At 46.5% G+C, this 19,220-nt stretch carries 12 protein-coding genes and 2 pseudogenes; 9 read left to right on the forward strand and 5 right to left on the reverse strand.

Annotated features, from left to right (window positions below):
• Window positions 1-163: 163 nt before the first annotated feature.
• Both GQR42_RS24015 and GQR42_RS24020 read right to left on the reverse strand, forming a co-directional pair.
• Window positions 164-429, reverse strand: a pseudogene (locus tag GQR42_RS24015) (transposase); the annotation flags it as partial.
• Window positions 430-435: 6 nt separating this feature from the next.
• Window positions 436-753 (reverse strand): annotated as a pseudogene (locus tag GQR42_RS24020) (helix-turn-helix domain-containing protein); the annotation flags it as partial.
• Between the two features lie 90 nt (window positions 754-843).
• On the opposite strand from GQR42_RS24020, the gene GQR42_RS24025 reads away from it, so the two are divergent.
• From GQR42_RS24025 to GQR42_RS24040, 4 genes are all read left to right on the forward strand, one after another.
• Window positions 844-1,605 (forward strand): peptidylprolyl isomerase, encoded by a 762-nt coding sequence (locus GQR42_RS24025; RefSeq protein WP_158201894.1) that lies wholly within the window; start codon window positions 844-846, stop codon window positions 1,603-1,605.
• Between the two features lie 74 nt (window positions 1,606-1,679).
• Window positions 1,680-4,649 (forward strand): peptidase domain-containing ABC transporter, encoded by a 2,970-nt coding sequence (locus tag GQR42_RS24030; protein WP_158201895.1) that lies wholly within the window; start codon window positions 1,680-1,682, stop codon window positions 4,647-4,649.
• Window positions 4,650-4,689: 40 nt separating this feature from the next.
• Window positions 4,690-4,827 (forward strand): hypothetical protein, encoded by a 138-nt coding sequence (locus GQR42_RS24035; protein WP_158201896.1) that lies wholly within the window; start codon window positions 4,690-4,692, stop codon window positions 4,825-4,827.
• Window positions 4,824-6,593 carry an HlyD family efflux transporter periplasmic adaptor subunit gene (locus GQR42_RS24040; RefSeq protein ID WP_158201897.1) on the forward strand — a complete coding sequence of 590 codons (1,770 nt, stop codon included), beginning with the start codon at window positions 4,824-4,826 and terminating at the stop codon, window positions 6,591-6,593. Before GQR42_RS24035 ends, GQR42_RS24040 begins: the two co-directional genes overlap by 4 nt.
• Here GQR42_RS24040 and hisA read toward each other — a convergent pair.
• Window positions 6,590-7,351 (reverse strand): 1-(5-phosphoribosyl)-5-[(5-phosphoribosylamino)methylideneamino]imidazole-4-carboxamide isomerase, encoded by a 762-nt coding sequence (gene hisA / locus GQR42_RS24045; protein WP_158201898.1) that lies wholly within the window; start codon window positions 7,349-7,351, stop codon window positions 6,590-6,592. The two genes, GQR42_RS24040 and hisA, sit on opposite strands and share 4 nt — an antisense overlap.
• Before the next feature lie 440 nt (window positions 7,352-7,791).
• Between hisA and GQR42_RS24050 the strand changes: the two genes are divergently transcribed.
• The 5 genes from GQR42_RS24050 (at window position 7,792) to GQR42_RS24070 (ending at window position 13,083) form a co-directional block, all read left to right on the forward strand.
• Window positions 7,792-8,073 carry a helix-turn-helix domain-containing protein gene (locus GQR42_RS24050; RefSeq protein WP_002754772.1) on the forward strand — a complete coding sequence of 94 codons (282 nt, stop codon included), beginning with the start codon at window positions 7,792-7,794 and terminating at the stop codon, window positions 8,071-8,073.
• On the forward strand, window positions 8,057-8,608 hold the full coding sequence (locus tag GQR42_RS24055; protein WP_158201899.1) for a TolB family protein: 552 nt from the start codon (window positions 8,057-8,059) through the stop codon (window positions 8,606-8,608). Before GQR42_RS24050 ends, GQR42_RS24055 begins: the two co-directional genes overlap by 17 nt.
• 113 nt (window positions 8,609-8,721) lie before the next feature.
• Complete coding sequence (locus GQR42_RS30180) at window positions 8,722-8,838, forward strand: thiamine pyrophosphate-binding protein (RefSeq protein ID WP_233271424.1); 117 nt, start codon at window positions 8,722-8,724, stop codon at window positions 8,836-8,838.
• A 386-nt stretch (window positions 8,839-9,224) separates the two neighbouring features.
• Entirely contained in the window at window positions 9,225-11,036 is a 1,812-nt protein-coding gene (locus GQR42_RS24065; RefSeq protein ID WP_158201901.1) for a GMC oxidoreductase, read from the forward strand.
• Window positions 11,037-11,136: 100 nt separating this feature from the next.
• Window positions 11,137-13,083 carry an alpha-amylase family glycosyl hydrolase gene (locus GQR42_RS24070; RefSeq protein WP_158201902.1) on the forward strand — a complete coding sequence of 649 codons (1,947 nt, stop codon included), beginning with the start codon at window positions 11,137-11,139 and terminating at the stop codon, window positions 13,081-13,083.
• A 123-nt stretch (window positions 13,084-13,206) separates the two neighbouring features.
• On the opposite strand, the gene GQR42_RS24075 is transcribed toward GQR42_RS24070, so the two are convergent.
• Window positions 13,207-17,958 (reverse strand): nSTAND1 domain-containing NTPase, encoded by a 4,752-nt coding sequence (locus GQR42_RS24075; RefSeq protein WP_158201903.1) that lies wholly within the window; start codon window positions 17,956-17,958, stop codon window positions 13,207-13,209.
• Window positions 17,959-18,582: 624 nt separating this feature from the next.
• Entirely contained in the window at window positions 18,583-19,119 is a 537-nt protein-coding gene (locus GQR42_RS24080) for a Uma2 family endonuclease (RefSeq protein ID WP_158201904.1), read from the reverse strand.
• Window positions 19,120-19,220 lie beyond the last annotated feature (101 nt).

Consider the following 19,220-nt stretch of genomic DNA (forward strand, 5'->3'; position numbering starts at 1 on the left):
TGATTATCACACAAAGTCGAGAAGAGCCCTGGCAGATGTCAATACTGTCTCAATCAGAAATGTTTAATTTTGCAACAAATTTTTACATTTAACAACATAACAACATAACAACATAACAACCCCAAAACGCCATTTTTCAAATTGAATAGACAATTTTACTAAATCAGTATACATAGCTGATATGTTGACACATAAAACATAAAACCATAAAACTCTGTAAATAGCGGAGTTTATCTAATAAGCTTTTTTCAAAATATTCCGCAATATCAATTAATTGTAAAATTAGGTAGGCGATAATATAGCTATAGATTTGTATCCGAATTCCCTTTTCATTTTTGGTGATGAGGTTGTCAAGTTTAAGCTGTATTTTCAAGAACTTCCACAGAGTTCTATCTGCCATCTTTGTCGGTACATTTCCCCGACTTCTTCAGATGTTTGATGTTTTTTCCTAAAGTTAGGATACTTAGTACGACCAGCAAAGAAGTTAGTAAAAGCTGTTTGTAAATGTCTTAACCCTTGTGGTAAAGGTACACAACTAACTTCGTTTAAAAAGTCTAATTCTTCTTGCTTTTTCCAATCGGTTAGCATTGAAGAAGTTTCAGTATATCCTACTCTTTCTTGTCTTTCGTACCATGCTTGTGTTCTGGTATGGAGAGCTTTATTGTCAACTAATCTTACACAGCCCAAAGTGCGCCGCAATAGGGACTCTTGTTCTGGTGTGGGGTAAAATCGGTAAGAATAGGCTTTTTCCATGTCTCACATTTTAGCGTATATTTCGTAAATGTGTTAATATTTAACAGTAAAGCCGTCGTTCTACGACGGGGTTTCAGACCAAAATTTTCGATGAGTTCAATTATTGAAATCGGCGACCAAAAAATTAGCGAGTCAGAGGTCTTGCCTCTTTTGGCAAAATATGGTATGTTGCCGCAGTTAATCCGGGAAGTAATTGTCGAGCAAGCGATCGCCAATATCACCTGCAATCCCGAAGAAAGAAACGCCGCCTATTCCCGTTTCTATCAAAATAATCAAATTGCCAACGAGGAACAAATGAAATCTTGGTTACAACAAAACGGGATGGATTCCGAGCAACTAGAATATCTAATTCTTCGGGACATTAAATTGGAAAAATTTAAACAGGAGACTTGGGATAACAAAGTAGAATCCTACTTCTTGCAAGTCAAAAATCAATTGGATAAGGTGGTTTATTCGCTGATTCGGACAAAAAATATCGGCATTGCCCAAGAACTATTTTTCCGGATACAGGATCGAGAAAATAGCTTCGCTGAACTAGCCAAAAAATACTCCCAAGGATCAGAAGCGGAAACCGGAGGACTAATCGGACCGGTGGAACTGAGCTCCCCCCATCCCCAGATTGGGCAAATTCTCAAAGCCAGTAAACCGGGGCAACTGTGGCCACCGACGCAAGTGGGAGAATGGGTCGTGATTGTCCGGTTAGAAAAATATTTATCCTCTGAACTGGATCCTCCCACCCGTCAACGCTTACGCAATGATTTATTCCAACAATGGTTAATGACTCAAATGCAAACAGTCAAATTGATCTCCGAATCAACCCCAGTCAATAGCGCGGAGGTATCGGTTATATAGCATTCCTTGGAAAACCAGGGTACCCGGTCTTTTCGCCCAATTATTTGCCAACTTAGTCAATTTTCACCTAGCTAATGAGTTATACCACTTTAGATTTTACCGCCTTTCTGGAGACTGTACAGCCCTTTGATTGCCTGCCCGTCGAGGTTAGACGTTCCCTCGGTCAGAAATTACAACCCTTTCGCTATGAGATGGGCAATGCCATCCTCAAGTGCGACCGCTTACCCTCTCACCTCGTCCTTCTCTACGAGGGAGAGGCCAGACTTTTGGGTTACGATGCTAGGGTTAACAATCCGCTGCCGGTCACTTTGGCTAAATTGCAGCCGGGGGATTTATTCGGGTGGATCAGTCTCCTGCGCGCTACCCCCTGTGAAACGGTGATTGCTTCTTCGGAATTCACTATCTGTTTAACCTTAAAAGAAGAGGATTTTTGGTCTTTAATCAATAATTACCAAGAATTTAAGCAGTATTTCTTTGAACAAACTTCGATCGCCGAAGTTTATGCCCTCCTAGGCTCCTATCTTAATCAACAGGCCTGGGGTGGGGGGGACCTGAAAGAAATTGCTCAGGCTCTTTTAAACAAAGCTTGTGTGTCCTACGACCAGATTAACGATGATTATCTCTGGTTAGTCAGCGAAAATACTGATAATTATCCTATCGGCACAGTTATCACCCAGAATAATCTGACTAACACCCGCTTATTAGGTCTTTCCTCCGCTCAGTTAGACGAATTCTTGACAGTTGCAACCGAAGCGGCCGCGGAAACAGAAATGGATGATATCTGGGAAACCCAAGTTATTAAGGGAAATAAACCCACCCAAGTCATCGATATCCCCCAGGGAAAAATAAGCGACATCACCAGCGATCTCCCCGTTGAAAAAACTGTCCAGAAAAACCGCAAGTCATATCCGTTTTTCGGGGGAAAAACGGAATTAGAGGCGGTGAGTGCCTGTTTTCAGATGCTCTGCAAACATTTTAATATCCCCTTTCGCAAGGACGTGATCCAACGCATCCTAGCCGATCAATTGCAAAGAACCGGCAGCCTTTCCCTGCCCCTGTGTGGGGCTGTGGCCGAGGTAGTGGGACTCCATAGCCAATTAGTGCCTTTACCTGCTTCTTCCTTGCCCAATATCAACCCTCCTGCCCTAATTCGCTGGCAAGACAGCATCGTTATCCTCTACGAAATTAATCAACGGGAAACCACGATCGCTGTTCCCCAAAGGGGGATAATTAAACGCAAAACCAGCGAATTTCTGGAATCTTGGGGCGAAAAAGGGGAAGTGATTCTGCTCAAACCCACCAAACACACCCAGCAACAGCGTTTTGGCCTATCATGGTTTTGGCCTTCTGTCAAGAAACATAAACGAGTCTTAACAGAAGTTTTTATTGCTTCTTTCTTCGTGCAGTTATTTGCCCTGGCCAATCCCTTGATGATTCAGGTGATCATCGATAAAGTGATCGTGCAGAATAGCCCGGAAACCCTGAACACCCTAGGGGTTTTCCTGTTAGTAATTGCCGTTTTTGAGGGAATTTTAACCTTTTTGAGGACTTCCCTCTTTGTCGATACCACTAACCGCATCGACATGACCCTCGGTTCAGAAATTATCGATCACCTGCTGCGCTTACCCCTGAAATACTTTGAACGGCGACCCGTGGGGGAAATTTCGACAAGAATCAACGAATTAGAGAATATTCGGCAATTTTTAACGGGTACAGCCCTAACGGTGGTGTTAGATGCCATTTTCTCGGTTATCTACATCGTGGTTATGTTGATCTATAGCCCGATTCTAACCTTCTGGGCCCTGGGAGTCGTGCCGATTTTAGTTCTCTCCACAGCCATTTTCGCACCGATCGTGCGGCGACAACTGCGAGCAAAAGCCGAACGAAACGCCGAAACCCAATCCTATCTAGTGGAGGTGATGACGGGAATTCAAACAGTAAAAGCACAGAATATCGAATTGCGTTCCCGTTGGCAGTGGCAAGAACGTTATGCACGCTATGTGGCCGAAGGTTTTCAAACGGTAATGACCTCAACTTTGGCCGGTTCCTTTAGTCACTTCTTCAACCAATTATCAGGTTTATTGGTGCTGTGGGTGGGAGCAGCCCTAGTTTTAGACGGAAAACTCACTCTTGGTCAATTAATCGCCTTCCGGATTATCGCTTCCTACGTTACCTCGCCGATTCTGCGTTTGACCCAACTCTGGCAAAACTTCCAAGAAACCGGCTTATCGCTGGAAAGATTGGCCGATATCGTCGATACTCCCCAAGAAGCGGAACTCGATCGCCAAAACATCCCCATGCCCTTAATTAAAGGTAATGTCACCTACGAAAACCTCGCTTTCCGCTTCAATCCCCACGGCCCCCTGCAACTATACAACGTCAACTTAGAATTCCCCGCCGGTACTTTTGTCGCTTTGGTGGGAGAAAGTGGCGCGGGGAAAAGTACCATTACTAAACTATTAGCCCGTCTCTATGAACCAGAATCGGGACGGATTCTCATCGATGGCTATGATATCAACAAAGTGGAACTCTATTCCCTGCGTCGTCAAATCGGCATGGTTCCCCAAGAAACCCTATTATTTGACGGTACGGTACAGGAAAATATCGCCCTGACTAACCCCGATGCGACTGTGGAGGAAATTGTCTCGGCAGCGAAAGCAGCCGCGGCCCACGAATTTATTATGACCCTACCCAATGGCTATAATACCCGCGTCGGTGAACGGGGGGCATCCCTATCGGGGGGACAAAGACAACGGGTTGCGATCGCTCGTTCCGTCCTGCAAAGACCGCAAATTCTCATTCTTGATGAGGCCACCAGCGCCCTCGACTATAACACCGAACGGGAAGTGTGCATCAATCTCAAACAAGCTTTTAAGGATCATACGGTCTTCTTTATTACCCATCGTTTAGCTTCGATCAAATCCGCCGATATTATTGTCATGATGGATAAAGGGACAGTAGCGGAGGAAGGCACCCACGAGGAATTAATGGCCAAAAAAGGCCTTTACTATACTCTCTATAAACAACAGGATTCGCAAATCTAGTCAGTCAGGGAACAGGGATTAGGGGATAGGGGATAGGGAAATGGGGAAATGGGGAAATGGGGAAGTTTCAACTAATACCCCAAAACCCCAACACCCCACACCCCACACCCCACACCCCACACCCTACACCCACGAAAAACTTTTTCAGCAAACCCTAAATATAGGAGAATCTCCATGAACGGTAATTCTAACAACGGTCAAAAGGGCAACGGCAATGGTAAAAGCGATGAACTGACCCAAGCGGGTAAAAACGTGGCTACTACCACGAAAAATAAAAGTATTACCCCTTCTTTACCCACTTTCAGCCCACCAGAACAATCGGTGATCCTGAAACAATCGCCCATTTGGTCGCGGACGATTATCTGGACATTAATGAGTGTCACCACTGCCGCTTTAATTTGGTCAGCGCTCGCCAAAATCGAGCAGGTGGTCGGCGCTCAAGGACAACTTAAACCCCAGGGGAAAGTGCAAGAAGTACAAGCACCGGTGAATGGGGTAGTACAGGAAGTTAAAGTTAAAGACGGCGATCGAGTTAACAAAGATGATGTACTGGTTTTAATGGATTCTAGTGCCTCGCAAGTGCAGTTAGAATCCTTGAAAAAAATTCGCGCCACTGCCGAGAAGGAAAATCAATTCTATCGTCTCTTAATGGCGCAGGATCTGACACCGGCACAAGTGGAGAGTTCGATCGCTCAATTAAAATTACCGAGCGAAATCGCCGATTTAGCCCGTAATCGTGCCGCTTTGGTGGCAGAAAATCAACTTTATCAAGCACAGGTCAGTGAAGGTGCTTCTAGCTCTGCTTTAGAAGGGGAGCAATTAGCCCGTTTAGAGGCTGCCCGACGGGAGGCCAATTCTCGACAAGCGGCCGCTAGATTGGAAATGGAACAATTAGAAAAACAATTGAACCAAACCAAGGTACAGTTGGCCGATGCCCGCTCGCAATTAATCAAAGATCGCTTAGTCTTAGAAGAAATTAAAACTCGTAATGCCAATTCGATGAAGCAGGGCCAAGAAAGCTTGGATATCGAGCGTAATATTCTTAACGATATTGAACCCTTGGGAGAAGAAGGAGCGATCGCCCGTTATCAGATTAATAAACAAAAACAATCGGTAACTGATCGCCAGAAGGAACTGCAGCAGCAAGAGGCTAACGGCAAAATCGATCGAGAAAAACAGGAGAAAGAAGTACAAACCCGCATCGCCGAAATTTCCCGTTTGGAACAGGAAGAAAAGCGTTATTCGGTGTTGATCTCCCAAGCGGGAGAAAAGCTGATTAATACCACAGTAATCACCGAAAAAGATGTGCGCGATAAAATGGCGGACAATCAGAAACGGATCGCTGAAATCGATAGTCAGATCAGTCGTATTATCATTGATAATAACAAGCGCATTGCCGAACTAGACAGTCAAATTAGTCAAGCACAACAGACGATTAAATATCAAAAAATTACCGCCCCGATTGATGGTGTGGTCTTTGATCTCAAGGCGCGGCCCGGATTTGTTCCCCAACCGAGTCAAGCGGAAGCATTATTAAAAATTGTTCCCGATGGCTGTCCCACCCAGGTCAAAGATGCTGCTAAAGGTTGTTTAGTGGCCGAGGTGGACGTGACTAACCAAGACATCGGTTTTGTGCGCGTGGGACAAAAGGCCGATATTCGCATTGATTCCTTTTCCTACAGTGAATACGGCGATATCAAGGGAGAAGTAATCTCGATCGGTTCCGATGCTTTACCCCCCGACGAAACTCACCGTTTTTATCGGTTCCCCGTCCGGGTAAGCTTGAACAGTCAAGAGTTAGTTTTGAAAGATAAATCCACTCTGCCGCTGCAATCGGGGATGTCTGTGAGTGTTAACATCAAAGTCAATGAAAATCGCACTGTTTTGAGCTTATTTACCGATATGTTCAATAAACAGGTGGATACTCTCAAACAAGTCCGTTAAGCGAAAAAATTCGGGGGTAGATCCTGCCAACGGCCTGATCCGATCGCACTAATCGCTTCCGAGAGGTTAACTGCACCGGTATAAAGAGCGCGGCCCACGATTACTCCCGTTACTCCCAAAGGTTCCAAAGACAATAAACTCAGTAAGTCCGTCAGGGAACTAATACCCCCGGAGGCGATCACGGGAATTTCGACGGATTCGGCTAATTCTCGCAAAGCCGCCAGATTAGGGCCAGAAAGCGTGCCATCTCGATGAATATCAGTGTAGATAATCGTGCTGGCTCCTCTTTTTGCCATATCTTGTCCGAGTGCGATCGCATCTACTGCGGAAGTTTCTAACCAACCCCTGGTGGCAACTTTGCCATCGCGAGCATCAATACCGACAATTATTTGCCCCGGAAAGCTTTGACAAAGTTCGCTGACTAATTTGGGCTTTTCTACGGCTACTGTCCCTACAATCGCCTTTTCTACCCCGATTTTTAGGAGATTACTCACCGTTTCTACATCCCGCAGTCCACCCCCCACCTGTACGGGAATGGCAATATCATTAAGAATTGTTTCAATAGTTGACAAATTAACCGATTTACCCTCTTTGGCTCCATCCAAATCAACTAAATGTAATCTGGTTGCCCCCTGATTGACCCATTCTCGCGCCACTATTGCGGGATTATCGTTAAAAACCTGCGATTGTTGGTAATCTCCCTGATAAAGTCGCACACATTTGCCATCGAGAATATCAATAGCGGGAATAACTTCCATGTTTTTCTCAATATCTAACTAAAGAGCGTTTTTTATTATATAGTACCAGCCTTGTCAGTTATCAGTTATCAGTTATCAGTTATCAGTTATCAGTTTTGAGTCTGAGAGGGGAACAATCCCTCTCAACGCATTGTCCACAAAGGTTTTAAAGTGCCAGCCATTGCGGGGAGCGGGGGGAAAATCCCTGGACTTTTTCCCTGAAAATTAGGTAGTTGACCACCTGAAAATCGATAAAACCCCACACCCCACACCCCACACCCGGCCCCCAGGAAAAGCTTTTTGCCGCAAACCCTATGGATTAAGTGTGCATCATCAAATGGCAGTAACAGTGCTGTCTTTTCACTGATTACTGTTTATTGATCACTGATTACTGATTATCGATTCCTAGGAGAAAAAATTCTTCTAGAATGATAAGTACATATACGAGAGGAATTATACTCATGTCTGCTGGGAAGTTTCAAACAGCCGCTTCATTATCCGATCGAGAGCTAGAAATACTCGATTTAGTGGCTAATGGTTTAACCAATCAAGAAATCTCGGAAAAGCTAGAGATTAGTAAGCGTACCGTTGATAATCATATTAGTAATATCTTGACAAAAACAAAAACCGATAATCGGGTGGAATTGGTGCGTTGGGCATTGCATTGGGGTAAAGTTTGTCTTGATGATATTAATTGTTGTATCCTTCCTTCCCCGGTGCCGACCGATGATCAGGTTTCCTAAACTTCTGGGACTTTTGCTTGCGGTTAATATCATCAGTCTGGGGGGATGTAGTGATGCGGGTTTTGTCACCCCTCCCCAACAGCTTTTAGGAAATACTTTAAATACCCCTTCCTCGGAAGATAATCCCCGTTTTAACTACGATGGTCGTTATCTGGTTTTTGCCTCCGATCGCAGGGGTCAACGAACGATTTATTTATTCGATCGAGTGGCTAATCGTTTAGTTCCCCTACCGGGGTTAAATCAAGCAAAAACCTATCAAGATCAACCGGATATTAGTGCCGATGGTCGTTATATTGTTTATGTGTCGGAACAGTCCGGTAAACCCGATATATATATTTATGATCGACAAACTCTGCAAGCAAAAAATCTCACCGAAAATATTTTAGGAGAAGTGCGTCGTCCGACGATTAGTGGGAACGGTCGTTTTATTGCTTTTGAAAGTAATCGTTTTGGTCAATGGAATCTGGAAATATTCGATCGAGGTGGCGAAATTTCTCCTTCTTTACCCCCGCTCAATTCTTCCCCGTCCCGATAGTATTGGGGGAGAAGGGAGAAGGGTCTGGGGAGACCACTTCGTGCGCGTTGCGGGGGAGATGGGAGAGGAGAATAAATAAAAATAATCTCCTGAATGAAGGAGGGGCCGCTTTTATGGCTGACGGTTATGCCAGAGCGAGGCAAGGATTTGGAGTTTGTATTGGACTGGGTGGGCCAGGTGTGACCAATAGGGTGACGGCGATCGCATCCGTACTGACCGATACCGACTAGGGGGCGAAATTACAACCACAAGGCACATCCCTGGCAATAAGGTGTATAAGTTCATTTTGCTCACAACTATAGGATAATTAGCAAGAAAAAGGGCTCTTCGGTTTGCGTTATGCAATGGACAGGGGTTATAAGCGATGGAACCCTTATATAGAAAGGCATTTAGCGATTTTTTCCAATTGTTTTTGCTCTAGAGCGAACTAATCAATTAAATATCTTGCCAAATAAGGATTTAGTCCATTTATGCCCCCCTATCGAACCATACCAAGTAACGAAGAACCAGAAAAAGTTGCGGACATAGATAATGTCCCAGAATGAGTCCAGTCATTTCATTATTTAATGCCTCTGGCTATTTGATACCCCCTACAAGTTTACTTTGGAGAAATTTTATGAAAGGAAAAAAAGTTCTCACGGTCGTTTTTGAAACTACGAAGCATATCCCTGCCAACGAGGTTACTGTTTCTTGTGAAGAATCGTTGTCTTCAAAGAGACCAATCAGGGGGGAGTATACTAACCATGAATGGCAGTACCGCATTTCTTTACCTTCGGATGCGGATAAGGCTACTCTTTGCTTCCATGTTAATGAGGATATTACGATGGAGCAGAATCCGATTGTCGTTTCTTACGATAATTCGCGAAAAGTCAAGTTTACGGAGCAAAATATTTCATTTCCCAGCTATAAAAAGAGGTATCTCCACGCTGTCGAAAACTTACTGAATGAAGAAACCGACTTTTCCCGTCGATATGTGCCTAGCAATTTAGATACCAATCAGGAATATGATGTCATCGTCATTGGTTCTGGGATGGGGGGTGGAATCGTTGCCGATCAACTATCGGATTTTGGCTTGTCAGTCCTCGTATTAGAAGCTGGATCAGTTCATTTACCTTCTCATATTGGCAATACACCTATTCCCGCTTCGGAGGTGGATGTCAGAAAATCGGTAGCATACGACAACGCACCAGGATCAGTACTGAAAAAAGATGTACACCTGAACTTGGGAGGGCGATCGATATATTGGTCAGCTCTGATTCCCCGGATGAACAAATGGGACTTTGAACAGTGGGATAAAGAGATTGTTGACTACCTAAAACTGGGTGGATATATAAAAGCGGAAAGGCTTTTCCGAAAGAGAACTGAATACAACAACTACGAAAAAGTCTTTCGGGCTCGTCTGGAAGAGGAACTGCCAGATTATGATGTGCAGCACCTACCTCGAAGTTTCCATCAAGAAATGTCATGGATTACAAAGCGTCAAGGTAATCCAGATGAGCGCCCAAGGGGTTACTTCTCCACCGCAGCTCTATTACTCAACTCTGTCAGTTATCCAAAGATGAAGACTGGCGGAGAAAATATTACCATCAATCTCAATCACTTAGTTACCCACCTTGAATGGGAAGGACACAGGGTAACTAAGGTATGTTGTGAAGATCTCATCAATCACTGCAAACGAAGCTATCGAGGAAAGGTCATTGTTTTAGCGGCTGGAGCCACAGAAAGTCCCTGTATTGCTCTTAGAAGTGATCTGTCCGATAAAAGCGGAAAAATCGGTATTGGTCTTACTGATCACCAGGCAGCAGAACAATCTTTTGTCATCCCACAGATGGGAATGAAGACATTGATCACTGCAAAAGACCAAGTTAAAATTCTTATTCTGCCCAACCATGACTTAGAAAAGGAAAATAATCATTTTAGTTGTGAGCTTGCGATTAACCCTCGGATTTGGGAGCCTCGCTATGAGGATGATGATTTATTCCGAGAGGAGTTTGAAAATGATGATCGCATTACTGCTAAAATCAAGTTTCTTTTTCCCAGAAAGCTGAACGATTCTAACTGGGTCAAGCTTGGTGATATTCGCCCCAAGGTCTATGTAGCACCGATGGAGGATCGTCCCCTAGAAGTGGAAGCAAATGCCTTGAAGAAAAAAGTGTTTGAATTTTTGGGCGTTGATCTCTCTGAGGTAGAAAAGCCTCTTCAATATCGAGAAGAATCCGAGACTTATCACACTGGTGGCTCTCTGAGAATAGGCGAACATGGCACAGGTGTTGTTGATAAGCACCTAAAATTTCACGAGTATGATAATCTGTACTGCTGTGATCTGTCGGTCTTCCCGCACATTCCCACAGCAAATCCTTCGCTTACGTTGGGTGCTCTAGCCCTCAGACTGGCCGAGCATATCAATGAAGTGCATAAGTCAAAATAGCTTACAACTATTTAGAATCAGCAAGGTTAGCCTAATCATAGATATCCTGTTGCTAAAAATAGATAAGGAACAATATTCATCAATCTTGAGGTAATTCCTAATGAAATTTGCCGATCAGAATCTAGCCAAACCGCGACCAGGTAGTCTAAACGATTTTTCTTTACCTCGCCGTGAGAGTTATTACCCTTCCTCTGCGGATTGGAGAAATGAAGTGCTTTATTTTCTCTTGCCTGATCGTTTTAGTGATGGGAAAGAAAACACACGTCCTCTGCTGAATCGTCAACAACTGAATCAGTCTCGACCTAATCTGCCAAATGGACAGTCTTGGCGATTTGATAAATGGGCAGAGTCAGGCGGCGATCGCTGGCAGGGAGGAACGCTTAAAGGATTAGAGTCGAAGCTAGATTATCTAAACCAACTAGGGGTAACAACAATCTGGATAGGACCCATCTTTCAGCAACGGGGTCACTTGAATACCTATCACGGTTATGGTATTCAGGATTTTTTAGAGGTTGATCCTCGCTTTGGGACTCGCCAGGAGCTGGTTGGTCTGGTCAATCAAGCCCACAAGAAGGGATTACGCATTATCCTCGATATCATTTTTAACCATTCCGGATATAACTGGGACTATGCTCCGGGTACTCCTGGGGGAGAACAGGAACCTCCCTATACGTCGAGTTGGTATCAGTTTGGCTCATGGCTAGGTGATCAGGGACAAATCATTGCAGGGAAGCCTCGAACTAACGCGGACGGGGTTTGGCCGAGCGAACTCCAGGAAGCAGATTGCTATACTCGGGCCGGCTATAGCGAGGGAGGCCTGGGGCGGGGAGATTTGGAGGATCCCAATGCCGAATTCCGGCGTTCAGATTTTATTAATTTGCGTGATTTCCAGTTAGACTATCCTCATCTTTTAGACAACTTAGCCCGGTGTTACAAATACTGGATCGCGTTGACAGACTGCGATGGCTTTCGGATTGATACGCTCAAGCATGTGACCTATGATCAAGCTCGAAATTTTTGTGGAACGATTAAGGAGTTTGCGGCTAATTTGGGCAAGAGTGACTTCTTTTTAGTGGGAGAAATAGCAGGCGGAGACTATAACCAAGACCGCTATCTAGATGTAGTAGGGCAAAACTTAAATGCTGCCTTGGATATTGGCGAGATGCGGGGGAATCTTAATCAGGTTGCCAAAGGGCTGATAGATCCAAGAGCTTACTTTAACGGGTTTGATCCAGGGAATGCGGTAATGGGATCACACCGGAACCTCGGACGGCGGCATGTTTCAATTTTGGACGATCACGATCATGTATTTGGTGAAAAAATCCGCTTTTCCAGCGAAGCTGCATCAGATCATCAGGTCGTTGCTGGGGTGGCATTGCAACTGTTCACATTGGGGATTCCCTGCATTTACGCTGGAACAGAGCAGGCATTGGCAGGGCCAGAAACGGCTGAACGGAAGTGGTTATCCGACTGGAAGAAATCCGATCGCTATTTGCGAGAGGCCATGTTTGGTCCTGAGCATCCCCGGCAATTCGGCGTGGCGGGCCTGCAATCCGTTGATCAAAACTTACCTGGCTTTGGGCCATTTGGGACAGCAGGTGCTCATTGTTTTGATTCCAATCATCCAGCCTATGTCCGGATTGGAGCTATGGCGGCAATCCGTAAACAGTTTCCAGTGCTGCGCTTAGGACGGCAATATTTACGACCAACCGCCATCCCTTTTCTGAACTTACCCTTTGGCGATCACGGACGGAGTGGAGAAATTATCGGTTGGTCACGGGTTTTAGATGACGAAGAAGCACTTTGTGCGCTAAACAGTCATGGAACGGATAATCGAGGAGCGAAAGTGTTGGTGGATGCCAATCTCAACCCAATCGGAAGCACTATGACAGTGGTTTTGAATACGGCTGAAGCGGCGGTTCCGGGTTACACGGGTCCTCATAAAGTGGGATCAACAGTCCCGGTACAACGACAAGATAAAATTGCCTACGTTGAAATTCAACCGATTCCAGCATCGGAATTTTTGATTTTGATAAATCAACCATAGTTCCTGTACTCATTAAACCCAGGTCTATTTGGCACGCCCAGTTATAATACTGGATCACGGGTTTCAGGGTTGTCATTTCAGAAAGGTTTAATGGCTAGGGCGATCGCTTTGAGGCTGAGTGATTCAATCACAAAGATGGCGCTCGCTTTCATTCACGTTGGGATTCGTTTTCAAATAATCATGCACCCAATTGCAACCGTACATCAAGGGATTAAGCGTAAGAACCTGCTCCTTATTCCACAAAATGACTGTCTTGTCTTCATTTGCCGAGGCAATGGTTTGACCATCGTGACTGAAGGCGATGCCCCAAAAGCGATCGCTATAGCCATTCAGAGTCGTCAACAAAGTACCATCCGGTTTCCAAAGCTTGATCGTCTTGTCCCAGCTTGCTGAGGCAATGGTCTGACCATCGGGACTGAAAGCGACTGAATAAACGACAGCACTATGACCTTTGAGAGTCGTCAATAAAGTGCCATCCGGTTTCCAAAGCTCGATCGTGTTATCTGCACTTGCCGAGGCAATCGTCTGACCATCAGGACTAAATGCTACTGAGTAAATCTGAGCAGTATGTCCTGTAAGTGTCCTCAGTAAAACAGGCATCTGCGCTGGCTTCACTCTCCAGAGTTTAACGGTATTGTCTGCGCTTGCGGAAGCTAGGGTTTTGCTGTCAGGGCTAAATGCCACTCCAAAAATTGCCGCTTGATGTCCTCTCAAGGTGGCGAGGAGTTGGGGCGTTCCTTGCCCTAAGTTCCAGAGCTTGACAGTATTATCCCAGCTTGCAGACGCAAGCATCTGTCCATCAGAACTAAAGGCTACTCCCCAAACCACTGCTTGATGTCCCATTAGGGTTGCAAGTAATCGAGGCTTCCCTCGCCCTAGCTTCCAGAGCTTGACGGTATTATCTGCACTTGCGGAGGCCAACCTCTGACCATCGGGACTGAAGGCGACTCCATAAACCTGAGCGGTATGTCCGCTGAGAGTTGCGAACAGAGTGCCATCTCGCTGCCAAAGCTTGACCGTTTTGTCATCACTGGTCGAAGCAATGGTCTTACCATCGGGGCTGAAGGCCACTCCAATTACGACCGCAGTATGTCCTGCCAACCTTGTCATCAAGGGGCTTTTCAGCTGCCAAAGCTTGACTGTTTTGTCACCACTGGCTGAAGCAAGATTTTCCCCATCGGAACTGAAAGCTACTCCCCAAACGCGATCGCTATGTCCGTTGAGAGTCGTGATCGGAGTGCCGTCTCGTTTCCAGAGCTTAACAGTCTTGTCCCAACTACCTGAAGCGAGAGTCTGACTGTCAGGGCTGAAGGCCACTCCATAAACCACTTCACTATCTCCTGTGAGGGTTGCCAGTAGAGTCGGCATTTTTCCTGTTTCTAGTTTCCAGAGTTTTATCGTTTTGTCCCAACTGGCTGAAGCTAGGAGCTGCCCATCGGGGCTGAACGCTACTCCGTTCACAATATCAGTGTGACCTGTGAGAGTTGTAATCAAGGTGCCATCCCGCTTCCAGAGTTTTACCGTCTCATCATCACTGGCTGAAGCCAGCATTTGACCATCAGGGCTGAACGCTACTCCGTTCACGATAGCAGTGTGACCTGCTAGAGTTGCAATTAAAGTGCCATCCCGCTTCCAGAGTTTTACTGTCTTATCGTCACTGGCTGAAGCCAGCATTTGACCATCGGGACTGAATGCCACTCCCCTCACATCATGATGATGTCCAACAAGGGTCCTTATTAGAATAGGTATTTTGCCTGCTTCTATCCTCCAAAGTTTGATGGTTTTATCTTTGCTAGCGGACGCGATTGTCTGACCATCGGGACTGAACACAGCTTGCCAAATTTTATCGCTGTGTCCGTTGAGGGTGGCGATTAGAGTACCATCTTGCTTCCAGAGCTTGATAGTTTTATCGCCAGCAGCCGAGGCGATCGTGTTACCATCGGGGCTGAAGGCGACGCTTTTAACTTCGTCCCGATGTCCTGATAAACGATTGTATTCAAGAACACCATAATCTGCCTGCCGTAAGACGGAATCTACCTTAGTTTTAGTTTCATTGTCTACTCCGCCTGTCCAGTCTAATTTTTTTCTTGCCCGAATGGCCTCAATCAACGCATCTAACTTATTGTTAGATACAAAAAGTGCTTCTGAGGACGCAGTGATGGCTTGGCTCTCGCTACGCACTGAATTCTGCCATTGCCCCCAAGCGACTCCTGCTAAGATTAAGGCCCCTAGCAAGCCACCTGTGAGTCCTGAGATCGTTAACTTTCGCCTGCGCTTTTGGGATTTCAGTTCGCAATCGCGCAGTGCCACACTTTGCTCAATCAATTCGCGATCGCCCGAACTCAGTTGATCAGGGCGATTCAGATACCAATATTCTGCATCGGTCAGAGGTTTACCCCGCAACAATGCCCCTTCATCCTGATGGCTGCGCTCCCACTGGTAGCGGTTTGCCCGCAGTTGCTCTTGCCAGAGGCGAAACTCTCGATCGAGCTGCATCCAATTCCTGAGCCGTTTCCAGCCGCCAATTAATGCCTCGTGAACAATTTCTACGGTTTCTTCTCCTGTAGATTCGTTGCGGTTGGTCACCACTAAGCGAGAGGAGGCTAAACGCGCCACCAAGTCCCAGTTTTCCGGCTGCACGTCATCCCGTGTAGCAGAACGCCGGCTATCGTCTGTCCCGGCGCCAGGCTGCACTAATTGGATAAATACCCGTTGCGATCGCTGTCGCTCCTCTTCGTTCAGTTGAGCGTACACGAATTCTGCGTGATTGGCCAGTGATGCTTCTACGCCGCCAATCTGGTCATAAGCCTGATTGGTTAGCCATCCATCTCGCTGGTTTGACCACAATTGCGTGAGGGCAAATTCCAACAGGGGCAAACGCCCTGGCTGCTCGTTCATGGCATGGATCAGCTTCTGGATTAACCCATCCTCTAACCTCACTTGCATTTGGGCGGCGGGCTTGGCGATCGCGGCTTGCAACTCTTCCGGGTTCATCGGCCCCAAAATCTGAATTGCACCTTGCAAAGCATCACTCAAGGGGCGGTAAGCTAGGGCATAGCCACAAAAGTCTGCTCTTAGGGTCAGAATCAGGGTGAACGCTGGAGCGGAGTTCACGGCATTTAGTACAGTATCCAAAAAACTCTGTCGCTCTGCCTCTGGACAAAGGGTATAGAGTTCTTCAAATTGATCGGCGATCAAAATCAGGCGCATCCCTAAATTCTGCTGTTTAACCCACCCGATGAGGTTGGATAATCCCTGGTCGTCTTGCCGCAAGAGCCGCTCTAGTTCTACTGCGTTAGCGAAGCTGTCGCTTTGACCTTCTGGGAGAGCATCGCCACACCCCTGTTGGGGCTGATGTAGAGAGACAAATTTAGCGATCGCAGGACAAGGCGCCAACCCAGTTGCTAACGCTTCAAACGGATTATTTCCTGGACGAAACGAGACAATCTGTACAGACGGCGAGCCTTGTTCCTTCATGCCGCTACTGCCTAATTCCTGACGCAAGCGCGGCACTAATCCCGCAAAGACGACGGATGATTTGCCACTGCCAGAAGCACCAATCACCGCCACCAATGGCTTTTGTTTGACCGCAGCCAGCAGTGCCTGAGTTACCTGCTCCCGCCCAAAGAAGAACCGAGCATCTTCCTCCCGAAAGGCAAATAGACCGCGATAGGGACAGGTTGGCGTTCCTCCCAACTGAATCCAAGTGGGAGGTTCAACGGCTAGATTTTGGCAAATCACGGGCAACCAAGACGCTGCTGGAAAATCATCTTCTAATCCTTGCAGCTTTCGACGCGCTTGCTGAACGGCAAGATAGAGCGGCAATTGCTCGAGCGCAAATGCTGTCAGAAACTGCTGAAAAAATTCTTGTGCCACCCGATTGGGAATCGGTTCGCGCATGACAATCACCGTGGGAATGTGTAGTTTCTCCAGTGCTTGTGCCAAGCCTAAACCATCGCAAGAATTAAAAATAGCCAGCGTTAACCCCTTCTCGATCGCGGTTTTCAGTGCCTCTTCTAACTGTGGAATCGTCAAACTATTGTGGGTTGAATTCTCATTAATATATATTCGACCCGTTTGTCCCCGGGTTTGACTGTGACCGGCAAAAAACAGGATATCCCACCCTTCAGGCTGCCATAATTGAGTATTGAACTCCTGGCGTGAGGGGTTGGCCAGGAACTTAACTGACCCATCCTGCAACCGCTGAAGTAAGCGGGTTTCTGTGGCTAAATCAATGGCAGAGCTATTGCCTAAGACGGCTAAAATCCTGACTTTCTGGTCAGTTTTTGCTGACTTCAGAACATTTCGATACTGGTACTCTGGTTGACTCAACGCCATTTCCGCTTGGGGATAATCCTCGAAGAAATGCCAGCGATGCCAGGGAAGAGAGCGCAATTCCAGATCGTTAGTTTCAATCATGACTCGGATGGGAGCGGATGAGTCGAGTCGCGATCGCAGTTGCAGTTCAATGGGGAGAAACCCCTCCGATTTCAGCCAAGTATTGATGCTTGCCTGTAGCTGCTGGCACAACTCATCAAAACTGACCTGAGAAATATTGGTAATGCCTACTTCACTGATTTCTAGTTCACCAGCGTCTGCGAGAGAAGATGAGGATAGATGTCCTGGTTGGGATATTATGGGATGACGTTGTCCGCCCGTAAGGCGTTCAGCTTCGCTGCGCCCAAGGCGATCGCATAGCCCCCGATAAACAAGCTGCCAATTTCGATACAGTTCCCCTAAAGCAGGTGCGGCGGGCAACGTGCCGATAAATTGCTCTGGCCGCGGATTGCCGTCCGTCCACAACTGAACGGTAACTCGCCGAAATCCCTGATACAAGTCCCCACTGCCTAGATTAATAATCACTGACTTGTTCATTTCAGCCGCACCCGTATTTGACAGTCAAACTTTCATCGTTAATGCTACAACCTTTCACCTTATCTTTACAGAAACGCTACTGCGTTAATTTTTTGACCGAATTTAGGCTCTCCCGAGTACAAACGTTTAGTGTGATTATCAGCTAAAAAGTGGTCAAAAAAATGTGAACTTAGTGTCAGCATTCGTCCCGAAGCGCTAAGCGCTTCGGGACGGGGCTTTTAAAGGGGCGAAGTAATTCGCCCCAGGGTTCCCCTCATGAATGCTGACTTTGCATATAGACAATTCTCAAAGACCGATGCTATGGTAAATATATCTTGACCACTATTCCTTAAGCGATAACCGAGCTTCGGCGGGTCGTGTTTCCAGAAAAAGTATGGGTCTTAGGAACTAGGACGGATGCCTGTAGAGGGAAGGTAAGACTTGCTATCTTTCGAGGTGGAAAGCGCATCCCATTGAAGCAGGAAGCTCTCAACGACCTTGAGAGTAGTTCACTTAGACTCTTTATCGTCAAAGAGGTGCGTTAGACTTGGTTAACGCACGCTAGAAGAGCTAAATATTAGCGTGCTGCTTCGCAGTGCCTCAGCTTCGCGCGTCTCCGAAGGTGGCATCCCACAGTTGCGCTTGTTATCGCTGCTGGGTCATTGCGATTACAGTTTCCACAGTCAGGTCAGAGATATTGCCAAGGGTAGGGAGTATATCGGTGACCGCATAGACCAGTGGCAGTTCTTGGTTCTCCCAAACCCAGATTTGCTGTCGCTGAATATCGATCAGCCAGGCGAGCTGAGTTCCGTTGCTCAAGCAGTGCAGAATTTTATTCTGTAGATCTAACGTACTTTGGTCGGGGGAGCGAATTTCAATTAACCAGTCCGGTGGACCTTGCAGCGGTCCATCCACCTCTGAGAGGCGATCGCTTTTAACAACGGCAATGTCAGGCACGGGAGACAGCGGGGGCACGATGCAACGGAGTTCTTGGATTGCCTCGTATGCTTTGGTTTGGTTGTTGATCGCGTTAACAAGATTGCGCTGGAGGCGGCAATGAAACAGCGTTGGCATGGGCTTTTGCTGGGCCTGTCCATGGATGAATTCCCAGGCAGGAGAGGCTTCAATGTTGGCTTGCTGGAGAAAAGCGTCTAAGGGGCTAGTGATTGTAGGAGATTGCATAGTTGCCTGAGAAGCACCCAGGAAGGCGCAACGAAATAGATATCAGCCATTTTAGCTTATACAGGAAAGCGGAAGAAAACTGGAGAATGCTTTAAATTTGG

Origin of the sequence: Microcystis aeruginosa FD4 (genome assembly GCF_009792235.1) — a bacterium.
In the GTDB taxonomy this organism is placed as follows: Bacteria; Cyanobacteriota; Cyanobacteriia; order Cyanobacteriales; family Microcystaceae; genus Microcystis; species Microcystis viridis.

Bases quoted from the DNA above. Each gene is read 5' to 3' on its own strand.
- GQR42_RS24065 (WP_158201901.1), top strand. From the start codon at position 9,225: ATGAAAGGAAAAAAAGTTCTCACGGTCGTTTTTGAAACTACGAAGCAT.
- GQR42_RS24075 (WP_158201903.1), bottom strand. From the start codon at position 17,958: ATGAACAAGTCAGTGATTATTAATCTAGGCAGTGGGGACTTGTATCAG.
- GQR42_RS24040 (WP_158201897.1), top strand. From the start codon at position 4,824: ATGAACGGTAATTCTAACAACGGTCAAAAGGGCAACGGCAATGGTAAA.
- GQR42_RS24055 (WP_158201899.1), top strand. From the start codon at position 8,057: ATGATCAGGTTTCCTAAACTTCTGGGACTTTTGCTTGCGGTTAATATC.
- GQR42_RS24070 (WP_158201902.1), top strand. From the start codon at position 11,137: ATGAAATTTGCCGATCAGAATCTAGCCAAACCGCGACCAGGTAGTCTA.
- GQR42_RS24050 (WP_002754772.1), top strand. From the start codon at position 7,792: ATGTCTGCTGGGAAGTTTCAAACAGCCGCTTCATTATCCGATCGAGAG.
- GQR42_RS24035 (WP_158201896.1), top strand. From the start codon at position 4,690: ATGGGGAAATGGGGAAATGGGGAAGTTTCAACTAATACCCCAAAACCC.
- hisA (WP_158201898.1), bottom strand. From the start codon at position 7,351: ATGGAAGTTATTCCCGCTATTGATATTCTCGATGGCAAATGTGTGCGA.
- GQR42_RS30180 (WP_233271424.1), top strand. From the start codon at position 8,722: ATGGCTGACGGTTATGCCAGAGCGAGGCAAGGATTTGGAGTTTGTATT.
- GQR42_RS24080 (WP_158201904.1), bottom strand. From the start codon at position 19,119: ATGCAATCTCCTACAATCACTAGCCCCTTAGACGCTTTTCTCCAGCAA.
- GQR42_RS24030 (WP_158201895.1), top strand. From the start codon at position 1,680: ATGAGTTATACCACTTTAGATTTTACCGCCTTTCTGGAGACTGTACAG.
- GQR42_RS24025 (WP_158201894.1), top strand. From the start codon at position 844: ATGAGTTCAATTATTGAAATCGGCGACCAAAAAATTAGCGAGTCAGAG.